Raw genomic sequence first — 276 nt, forward strand, 5'->3', positions numbered from 1 at the left:
TGGTGGCGCTTGCCAACATGCTGGTGCAGTTCGGTTTGCCGTATACCGATATGTCGAAAGGCGCGCCGTCGTTTACCTGGGTAGTTGAATCCATCGGTTACCTTGGCTTCACCTTTATGATCCCCATCATGGGCGCTTATATTGCCTCGTCGATTGCCGATAAACCGGCTTTCGCTCCGGCGTTTCTGGTTTGCTATCTGGCGAACGACAAAGCGCTGCTCGGCACCCAGTCGGGTGCGGGATTCCTCGGCGCGGTGGTGCTGGGGCTGGCGATTG

1 protein-coding gene is annotated in these 276 nt (G+C 57.6%); it reads left to right on the forward strand.

The features are described from left to right. On the forward strand, positions 1-276 hold a 276-nt coding region (locus SB719_RS19840), incomplete at both ends, for a PTS transporter subunit EIIC (protein WP_412159689.1).

The organism is Pantoea sp. SIMBA_079, assembly GCF_046940275.1.
In the GTDB taxonomy this organism is placed as follows: domain Bacteria; phylum Pseudomonadota; class Gammaproteobacteria; order Enterobacterales; family Enterobacteriaceae; genus Pantoea; species Pantoea borealis.